1 tRNA gene and 2 rRNA genes are annotated in these 292 nt (G+C 55.1%); all 3 read left to right on the top strand.

Going from position 1 to position 292, the window contains the following annotated elements:
- A 5S ribosomal RNA gene (gene rrf / locus OGX97_RS23265) occupies positions 1-73 on the top strand; the annotation flags it as partial.
- 14 nt (positions 74-87) lie between these two features.
- Positions 88-163 (top strand) — tRNA-Thr (locus OGX97_RS03220).
- Positions 164-201: 38 nt separating this feature from the next.
- Positions 202-292, top strand: a 5S ribosomal RNA gene (gene rrf, locus OGX97_RS03215); the annotation flags it as partial.

Below are 292 nucleotides of genomic sequence, written 5' to 3'. Positions count from 1 at the left end.
ACTCAGAAGTGAAACGCCGTAGCGCCGATGGTAGTGTGGGGTCTCCCCATGCGAGAGTAGGGAACTGCCAGGCATCAAATTTAGTGTGCTGATATGGCTCAGTTGGTAGAGCGCACCCTTGGTAAGGGTGAGGTCCCCAGTTCGACTCTGGGTATCAGCACCAGTTTTTCGGTTAAAATTCGGCACTTAGAAAAGAATTTGTCTGGCGGCTCTAGCGCGGTGGTCCCACCTGACCCCATGCCGAACTCAGAAGTGAAACGCCGTAGCGCCGATGGTAGTGTGGGGTCTCCCC

Origin of the sequence: Citrobacter sp. Cpo061 (genome assembly GCF_030332845.1) — a bacterium.
Taxonomy (GTDB): domain Bacteria; phylum Pseudomonadota; class Gammaproteobacteria; order Enterobacterales; family Enterobacteriaceae; genus Citrobacter; species Citrobacter portucalensis.
This window is presented reverse-complemented; position numbering and strand designations above follow the sequence as displayed.